This window comes from Natrinema soli, from assembly GCF_028618695.1.
On the sequence record NZ_JAQIVI010000605.1, the window covers coordinates 1 to 9,028 of the forward strand.

Annotated in this window: 9 protein-coding genes; 3 read left to right on the plus strand and 6 right to left on the minus strand. The window is 66.8% G+C overall.

Annotated features, from left to right (window positions below; genetic code table 11):
* The coding region (locus tag PGX04_RS27595) for a DUF5787 family protein (protein WP_273741410.1) at positions 1-684 on the plus strand (684 nt) is incomplete at its 5' end.
* A 25-nt stretch (positions 685-709) separates the two neighbouring features.
* On the opposite strand, the gene PGX04_RS27600 is transcribed toward PGX04_RS27595, so the two are convergent.
* The 4 genes from PGX04_RS27600 to PGX04_RS27615 form a co-directional block, all read right to left on the minus strand.
* Complete coding sequence (locus PGX04_RS27600) at positions 710-1,534, minus strand: MBL fold metallo-hydrolase (protein ID WP_273741411.1); 825 nt, start codon at positions 1,532-1,534, stop codon at positions 710-712.
* 90 nt (positions 1,535-1,624) lie between these two features.
* Positions 1,625-1,954, minus strand: coding sequence for a hypothetical protein (locus PGX04_RS27605; RefSeq protein WP_273741412.1), 330 nt, complete (start codon positions 1,952-1,954; stop codon positions 1,625-1,627).
* Between the two features lie 174 nt (positions 1,955-2,128).
* A complete protein-coding gene (locus tag PGX04_RS27610) occupies positions 2,129-3,169 on the minus strand; it encodes an SDR family oxidoreductase (RefSeq protein WP_273741413.1) in 1,041 nt (346 codons plus the stop codon).
* A 472-nt stretch (positions 3,170-3,641) separates the two neighbouring features.
* Positions 3,642-5,312 carry an AMP-binding protein gene (locus tag PGX04_RS27615; RefSeq protein WP_273741414.1) on the minus strand — a complete coding sequence of 557 codons (1,671 nt, stop codon included), beginning with the start codon at positions 5,310-5,312 and terminating at the stop codon, positions 3,642-3,644.
* Between the two features lie 148 nt (positions 5,313-5,460).
* On the opposite strand from PGX04_RS27615, the gene PGX04_RS27620 reads away from it, so the two are divergent.
* Together PGX04_RS27620 and PGX04_RS27625 are read left to right on the plus strand one after the other, a co-directional pair.
* Complete coding sequence (locus PGX04_RS27620) at positions 5,461-6,714, plus strand: digeranylgeranylglycerophospholipid reductase (protein ID WP_273741415.1); 1,254 nt, start codon at positions 5,461-5,463, stop codon at positions 6,712-6,714.
* Between the two features lie 108 nt (positions 6,715-6,822).
* Positions 6,823-7,620, plus strand: a complete 798-nt coding sequence (locus PGX04_RS27625; protein WP_273741416.1) for a ZIP family metal transporter — start codon at positions 6,823-6,825, stop codon at positions 7,618-7,620.
* Between the two features lie 18 nt (positions 7,621-7,638).
* On the opposite strand, the gene PGX04_RS27630 is transcribed toward PGX04_RS27625, so the two are convergent.
* Positions 7,639-8,106 carry a phosphopantetheine adenylyltransferase gene (locus PGX04_RS27630; RefSeq protein WP_273741417.1) on the minus strand — a complete coding sequence of 156 codons (468 nt, stop codon included), beginning with the start codon at positions 8,104-8,106 and terminating at the stop codon, positions 7,639-7,641.
* A 318-nt stretch (positions 8,107-8,424) separates the two neighbouring features.
* On the minus strand, positions 8,425-9,028 hold a 604-nt coding region (locus tag PGX04_RS27635; RefSeq protein ID WP_273741418.1), incomplete at its 5' end, for an SDR family NAD(P)-dependent oxidoreductase.

Consider the following 9,028-nt stretch of genomic DNA (forward strand, 5'->3'; position numbering starts at 1 on the left):
GCCGCCAGCGCGGCCAGCGGCCGCGATCACGTCCGACAGGTCGCGCGCTATCCCGACTGGTACGACCGCATCGTCGGCATCGAGAACAAGCCCGACCTCGGCCGGCCGGGCGACCTCGAGGCGCAACTGCGAACGGACGTGAGCCTCGCGCTGGTCGACGAAGTCGTGCTCGCGACCGAGAGCTACGTGACGCGCGCCCACCTCAACCGGATCCCCGCGGAAGTCGGCGTCTGGCGGATTCATCGCGACGATTCCGACTCGCGACAGCCGCTCGCCATCGAGGAGATCCGCGAACCCGCCTCACTGCCGGTTGATAAGCGGGGAATCGAGCCACTCGAGTCCCATCCCGGCCGTACCGAGATCGAGGTCGTTGCCCCCGCGGCGAAAGCTCGAGCGCGCCGGCGGATCGCCGAACGCGCCTACGGCAAGGGGTGGCGAACGTACGACTTTCCGGCCTGTTCGGCCTGTCTCCCGGACGAGTCGAGCGGGGCGGCACTTCCCTACTGCGAGTGGAAGGGACGGGTGGTCGACGCCGCTGCGGAGTGCGGGCCGTCGTGTTCGGGCTACGACGCGGCCGGGGCTCCCGACGTCGATCTCGCTGCGGAACGCGACCGCCGAACCGCATGGGAGGCCGATCCGGGCGGTAAGCGGCGACAACAGTCCGGACTCGGTGACTTCAGTTGACGACGGCTCTTCCCGCCCGAAATCGCTAGAGGACGTACTGCTCGCCGTCGATCGCCAGCGGCTCCTCGAACGCCTCCTCGGCGGGGTAGAAGTGCGCGAGGTGGACCAGTCGCGTCCGGTCGGCGTTCAACTGCTCGGCCATCGCGAGCGCCCCCTCTCGAGTCATGTGTTTCGTGCCGAACGTCCGGGGGGTGCCCTCGCCGTCCTCGTGGCGACCGCCGAGGGGGTGGTGCTCACAGAGGCTCGCGGGGACGATCCCGTCGGCGAGCAGTAGGTCAGCGTCGGCCAGTACCGCGCGGGATTCCGCGGGAATATCGTAGCTCGTATCACCCGTGATCGACAGCTTCGCGCCCGTCTCTGGATCCTCGATAGCGAGTCCGTAGCAGTCCAGCGGCGGGTGGTCGACGGGGACCAGCGTCACGTCGAGCCCGCAGATGCGGACCGTCTCGAGCGTCGTCGTCGGAACGACGGTGACGGGATCGAGATAGTGGTAGTCGTCCCGGACCGTTTCGGCGACGCTCTTGCCCGTCTCGGGGTCGGTCTCGTCGGCCGCGTAGACCTCAAGCGAGTCCAGGACGCGAAAGACGTTGCCCAGTCCGTCGAGGTGGTCGAAGTGAATGTGCGTGATGACGGCGGCGTCGGGCAGCGGGACGTCGTCGCGGAGGAACTGAGAGCGGAAGTCGGGGCTGCAGTCGATCAGCAGCGACGCTCCCGTGCGCTCGTTCTCGACGTGGACCGAGAACCGCGTGCGCTCGACGTCGCGCTCGCGAGCGGCCGTACAGGTGTCGCAGTCGCAGCCGACGGTCGGCGTCCCGGTCGTGTCGCCGGTTCCCAGCAGGGTCACCCGCATGATTACGCAGCCCTCCCGTCGGCGCTCACCGTCCTGTCGGCACTCACCGACCGGCCCCCTACTCTCTCGAGGCCGTCCGAGAGCCCCACTCTACACATGCGCGGTCCCTTCTTCGAGCGCCGTCCGGACGAACGGATGATCCCGTTTCGCTTCGAACCGGTCCGCCGGCAGTACGTGCACCGAGAAGACGACGCCGCGTTCGAGTCCGACGGTCTCGGCGAGCGCCTCGAGCTCCTGCTCGACCGTTTCGTCGTCCTCCTCGAGGACCAGCAGGATCTCGGTCTCGGTGTGGACGCCGCGGTCGTCGCCCCGGACGGCGGCTCCGAACGCGACGAGGTGACGGATCGACTCGCCGTGGGCCGCCTCTGCCCGATCGGCGAACGCCGCCGCGGCGTCCCCCGCTGTCGCTCCATCGCTCATGCGTCGTGCTAGGCGGCCGTCGCATAAAGGGTATGCTGTTCACCGACTGTCACCGAACGGATTCGGCCGCTGCAGTTGGCAGCCGGTTCGTCGCCGTCGATAGTCGGTAGTGGCCGTCGGCAATCATTTCGTGGCCGTCGGCAGCTGATCCGCTGCCGTCGCGGGCCGTTCGGCCTAATTCGGTTTCGACTGCCGCAATCGGCCGCGTATCGTCCTGTATCCTGCGTACAGTGCGGCCGCTGCGGCCCCAGCGGCGACCGTTGTCGGGACGTTTCGGCGCTGGCGAAGCCTCGTATACAGACTCGATTCGGCGACGTGCCCCTCGTAGCCGCCGCGTTCGTCGAGATCCTCGGTCGGTTCCTCGAGGCCGCTCGCGTCCGCCGACTGCGGCGGCCGGTCCGTCCGCTGTTGGTCGACGAACACCGTCTCCATGAGCGTGTCCATCGTACTCGAGAGGGTACGACCGAGCGCGACCATGTTCTTGCCGCCGCCCCCGACGGTGACCTCCCGCTGGGGGTGTTCCGCGGCGTGGAGGATCGTCCGCGCGACCGTCTCGGGCGCGTAGACCGGTGAGGGGAGCGTCGCTTCCCGATCCATGTGGTTCTTCGCGTGCTCGGGAAACGGCGTGTCGATCGAACTCGGTTTGACGAGCGTCACCGAGATCGGCGCGTCGTCGTTCTCGAGTTCCATGCGAAGCGTGTCGGTAAAGCCCTTGACGGCGTGTTTGGACGCCGAATAGCTGCCCTGCAGGATAATGGCGCGGTCGGAGACGATACTTCCGATGTTGATGATCGCGCCGCCGTCGTCTTTCCCTTTCAGGTGGTCGGCTGCCTCGAGCGAGCCGTAGAGCACGCCCCAGACGTTGACGTCGAACTGCCGGCGCATCTCCTCGACCGGTACGTCCTCGAGTTCGCCGTAGATCGAGATCGCGGCCCCGTTGACCCACGTGTCGAAGCCGCCGTAGATCTCCCGCGCGGTGTCCACGATCTCGCGGACGTCGTCCCGATCGCTCACGTCGGCGACGACGTACTCCGCGTCGCCCCCGTCGGCTTCGATCTCCGCGACCGCCTCGCGTAACGCGTCCTCGCTTCGGGCGGCGAGGACTACTCGCGCCCCGCGGTCGGCGGCCAGTCGCGCCGTGGTCAGTCCGATCCCCGACGACGCGCCGGTGATCACGATCACTTGCTCCTCGAGCGGTTTGCGATTAGGTGTCATGGATGGGGGCCTCAGATTCAGGTGGTAGCGGCGGAAAACGGCCGTCTCGGACGCCGTGATTGGTTGGTCGTCGCTGGTGTTGCTCGGTCACGGGCCCGAATCGGCCGCTGTCGACACTCGAGGAGAGGGTCACGAGACGGGGTTACTTGTCGCCTGTATTGGCATGGCCACCGGCCGTTCGCTCGACGACACGTGTTGAACCTCCCGTGTACTGCAGGCAGTGTATGGAACAGTGAGTTACTGATGGGTATCGGGTGAGACGAAGCGTCCTGCTATCGTGGCAACACGGAATCGCCACGCCCTCCCCAGCCGATTCGCTCACTCCCTGCGGTCGTTCGCTCATCCCTCGCACGGCTTCGGGCCGCGGCTCACAATCTGTTCGCCGCGGCACAGCGCGCGCCACCGCTGCCAATTGACCAGTCCGAAGTGATGCGTCGTTCCCCTGTCTCGAACGTTTCGCGGTTCGCGACCGCTACGCCCGATCGGCGATCACGCCCTCGAGTCGCTCCCGATCCAGCTTCCCCATGTCCGTAACGGGCAACTGCTCGAGCACGACGACGTCGCGGGGCCGCTTGTACGGGGCCAGTCGGTCCGCGGCCCACTCGAGAAACTCGTCTCTGGCGAACGAGCCGTCGGCGGTCGTGACGGCCGCGACGACTTCCGCCCCTTTGGTCCCGTGGTCGCGGGCGGCGACGGCGGCGTTGTTGACGCCGGGATGCGTCTTCAGGACCGCCTCGACCTCGGCGGGCGCGATCGAGTAGCCGCTGGACTTGATCATGTACGTGCGTCGCCCGAGGAAGTAGAGCGCCCCGTCGTCGGTCACGCGGCCGATGTCGCCGGTCAGGACGTAGCCGTCGTGGAACGCCGCCTCGGTCTCCTCGGGCTTGCCGAGATAGCCCTCGAAGAGCGACGGCGACTGCACGGTGATTTCGCCGGTTTCCCCGCGGGGAACCGCCTCGTGGGTCTCCCAGTCCCGGATCACGATATCGGTCTCGTAGACCGGCTTGCCGACGAACCCCTCGTCGACCACGCCGAGTCCCTGGGTGAACGTGTCCCGCGTGTGGGTCTCGGTCAGGCCGTAGGCCGCCTCGTACATCGCCGAGTCGGTCGCGTCCGCCCACCGCTCGCAGAGGGCCTCGGTCAGCGCCTGTCCGAAGCTCGTCACCGGCATCGACTCGAGCGAGTCGATCGCCCGCTCCTCGTCCTCGAGTAGTGGCAGCAGCTCCCGGACCATCGGCGTAGTGATCCAGCCGTTGGTCGGCTCGTGGGCCGCCAGCGCGTCGACGTAGGCCTCGGGCTCGTATCGGGTCAGGAGGACGGTCGTCCCGCCCTGAATCATCGGGGAGTCGACGGTGTTGAGCTTCCCGGCAACGTGGAAGACGGGCATCACCGCGAGGTGGCGCGTGTGCTCGTCCCGATCGGTCAGCGCCGAGGACGTGGCCGCGGCGAACAGGACGTTCGCGTAGCTGTGCATGCAACCCTTGGGCAGACCGGTCGTTCCCGAGGTGTACTGCAGCAGGCAGATATCGTCCATCGCGACCTCGACGGCCGGCGGATCGGCGGGCGTTTCCTCGAGGATCGACTCGAGGTAGCGGACGCCCGCCGACTCGGGCCGCCGCGACGTCTCGATCGCGTCCGCCATGTCCTCGTGGATCGCGGGCACCGGCTCGTCGGGCAGGAACGTCTCGAAGCGCGTGTAAACGATCTCCTCGAGCGGCGATTCCTCACGGACGGCCTCGAGCAGCGGCGCGTGGGTGTCCCCCGCGACGACGATTCGCGCGCCCCCGTCGGAAAGCTGGTAGGCGACGCGGTGTTCCTTCGCCATCGGGCTGCAGGGACTAACTCGCATGCCGAGTCGCTGGGCCGCGTAGTAGGCGATCACGTACTGCGGGCAGTTCTGCAGGAGCAAGAGGAGGGTATCCCCGCGGCCGTACCCACGCTCGGCCAGTTCGGTCGCGAAGCGGTCGATCGCGTCGCCGAGTTCCCCGTAGGTGAGCCGTGCGCCGTAGTAGTCGATCGCGACGCTGTCCGGCCGCTCCGCCGCGTAGCGGGCGACGTACTCGTGAAGCGGTCGCTTCCCGAGGGGAAAATCGGGATCGCTCGGAATCCCGTCCGGAAACTCACTGGGTTCCGTGGTACCCATGGGCGCGACGACACGACGAACGCGTAAATTCGTTCCGTTGATTTCTCCCGTCCGGCCGTCTCTGCCGGGTTAGCGCTCAAGGGACTCGACTCCGTACTAGCCGTCGTAACTGGACAAACTAATTAAGGTCCCCTACAGTCTGGATTACATGAACGACCGCTACGACGTAGTCATCGCCGGTGCCGGTCCCGCCGGCGCACAGTGTGCCCGCGACCTCGCCGCCAGGGGGTACGACGTCGTCGTCCTCGAGACCGAGGCCGAAGAGGAGTTCCCGCGACAGAGCAACAAGTCCACTGCGGGAACCTTCCACTCCATGATGGCCGCCTTCGGCATCCCCGATGACGTGGTCATGCAGTACACCGACAGCGTCGTCCTCGAGTCGCCGACCGAGCACTACGTCCGCGACCAGACCGGCGCAGTGCTCGAGTTCGCGGATTTCAAACGCTATCTGGTGAAAGACAGCCGCGACCGCGGCGCCGAGTATCGATTCGACGCTCGCGTCACCGCACCGATCACGGAGAACGGCGAGATCGTCGGCGTCACCTACAACGGCGACGAGGAAGTCTACGGCGATATTACGATCGACGCGACGGGGCCGAGCGCACCCCTCGCGAAGAAGCTCGATATCGTCGATCTCGAGCGGGAAAACCACGCTATCGGCGTCGAGTACGAGTTCGAAGGGATCGACATCGATCGGCCCGGCTTCGCGGACCTGCGCGACGCGATGATGTTGCGACTCGACCACGAGATCGCGCCCGGCGGCTACTCCTGGATCTTCCACACGGGGGCGGACACCGCCAAGGTCGGCCTCTGTTACATCCAGAACGACAGCCACGACCAGTACAGTCGCGACGATTTCACCATCGACGACTACCTCTCTCACTGGCTCGAGACGGACCCCCGGTTCCGGGACGCCGAACCGATCGAGGGCAAGCAACACCGCGGCTCGGCCCACATTCAGGCACCCGACAAACTACACACCGATCGGTTTATGGCCATCGGCGACACCGTGCCGAGCCTCGACCCGCTCTGGGGCGAGGGAATCAACAAGTGCATGCAGTCCGGTCGCGCGGCCGCCGCCACCGCCGATAGCGTCCTCAAACACGACGGCATCGAGCCGACCGCCGAGAACCTCGAGGTCTACGATACCCTCTGGCACCGCGACGTCGCACCCAACGCGAAGAGCCGGTTGCTGATGACCCAGCTCCTCTACCTCGCGCCGAACGACCGCTACGACAGACTCATGCGGGATCTCCAGCGTCTCGACGACGACACGCTGGCCGAGGCGAACAAGGGGAACGTCCGCGCCATCGCGAACCTGATCGAACTCGAGGACGCGCCGTTGCTCGCCCGGTTCGCGAAACAGCAGTTAGACCTCGACCTCGGCTCGCTGCTGCCGTAGCGCGGCCGGCCGCTGTCGCTCGCCCCGCGGTGATCTCCGCCGAGCGAAACCGGCCGCGAACCGCCGCTTTCGCCGCCGGTTTATACACCCGGTCCGACACTCCGGAAGATGGCGCTGCTCGAGAACCTCGTGTTAGTGTTCGTCGCCGGGCTGCTCACGGCGCTGGCGACCGGCCTCGGCGCGCTCCCGTTTTTCTTCTTCGAGGGGATCAGCGACCGCCGGAACGTGGTTCTCTGGGGGCTCGCGTCGGGAATCATGCTCTCCGCATCGTCGTTCGGACTCGTCGACGAGGGGCTGGCCGAGGGGACGCCTCTCGAGATCGCGATCGGAATGCTGGCCGGCGTCGGCCTCGTCGTCCTCGCGCACGACGTCCTGCTGGACGCCGACATCGACCCCCACCAGTACGAGGAAGCCGATTTCAAGAAGCTCGTCCTCATTCTCGGCGTCCTGACCGTCCACAGCTTTCCCGAGGGCGTGGCCATCGGCGTCTCCTTCGCCGATCTCGGCCTCGAGGGCGGCACCCAATTCCTCGGCTTTACGATCCCGGTGCTGGCGGTTTTCATGACGATCGCGATTTCGATCCACAATATTCCGGAAGGGACCGCGATCTCGATCCCGCTGCGCTCGATGGACGTCGCGAACTGGAAGCTGGTCTGGTGGGCCGTCTTCTCGAGCCTGCCACAGCCGATCGGGGCCGTCATCGCGTTCGGGTTCGTCCGCTACGCGAGGGAATTTCTTCCGTACGGCTTCGGCTTCGCCGCCGGCGCGATGATCTACCTCGTGCTCACCGAGTTCGTCCCCGAGGCGCTCAACATCGGCGAACGGCTGCCGCGGGGCGGCAAGCCGGAACTAGCGGGCGGCATCGCCGTCGGCGCCCTCGTGATGGTGCCGCTGGCGTTCGTCTAGCTGTGGCCGTCGTTACACCTACTCGAGCACGCGTCCGTGCTCGTCGATCTCCCCCGCGACGATCCGAGTCGAAGAAATGCGCTCGCCGTCGTCGGCGTAGACGTAGGGCGCGACGATCCCAGACAGCGGGTCGAATCCTCGCTCGCGCCGCAATCCGTTGATCCCCTCGAGTTCGGGAGCCGTCTCGGGGGAGACCACCAGCGCGTCGATAGACGGCTCGTCGGTCGCGATCCCGTCTTCGGTCTCGAGGGTTCGGATTTCGACGTCGCGATCCCACTCGTCGAGTTCGCGGATCGCGTCGGTCACGGTCCGGGTCCGCTCCTCGAGCGACGGAATCGGACGGGGCTCGTGGCGCGTTTCGACCGCCAGTTCGTCGCTGGTCAGGGCGACGACGACGCCGTCCTCGCCGAAGCGGAGCGCGTGCTCGAACAGGGTTCGATGCCCGTCGTGGAGCGGCCCGAACGTGCCGGCGACTGCGATTCGCATACGCGACTCGAGGGCGAGTATCCTTTTAACTGTGATGCGGAATCCGGAATGCCGGAGGGCGCGAAGCGCCGCGGTTCGATCCTCACAGTGACGACCGCTCACACCGTCTCGGGCAACCAGCCGCCGTCGACCTCGAGGTTCTACACCCACCTTTTTACTGCGTCGGAGTCTCTCGCTCCGCTCACGGGCTGCCGCCCGTTCGCGTTCCCGCGGCGCGCCGCGCCGCGCACCGCTCGAGACCCGCTCCTTGCAAAAATCTGGACCAAAAACCATCCGCGGCGCGAAGCGCCGCGGTTCGATCCTCACAGTGACGACCGCTCACACCGTCTCGGGCAACCAGCCGCCGTCGACCTCGAGGTTCTCCCCGCTGACGTAACCGCTGTCGGGGTCGAGGAAGAAGTACAGCGGCGCGATCAGGTCCTCGAAGCTCGCGGGACGGTCGCGCGGTAACTCCTCGGGGAACTCGTCGGAGTTCTCGACGACGTACGGCGAGATCGCGTTGACCGTGATTCCGTCGTCCCGGGTGTCGGCCGCGAGCATACGCGTGAACATCAATACACCCTTCTTGGCCACGAAGTACGGGAAGTTCTCGGGACTGACGAGCCCCTGCTCGCTCGAGGCGTAGCCGACGTTCACGATCCGCCCGTACTCCGTCTCGCGCATTCCGGGCAGCGCTCGCTTCGAACAGAGGTAAGTCCCGTTGAGATTGGTCTCGAGGACGCGGTTCCAGGTCTCGAACTCGAGGTCGGCCCAGTGGGCGGGCGCGAAGTCGCCGACGTTGTTGACCAGCACGTCGACGCTCCCGAGTTCGGCTTCGACGGCCGCAAAGAGACCGTCGACGCTCTCGGGATCGGTGACGTCGCCCTGAACCGTCATCGCCGCGCTCGCGCCGCGATCACGGGCCGTCTCGGCCACGTCGCGG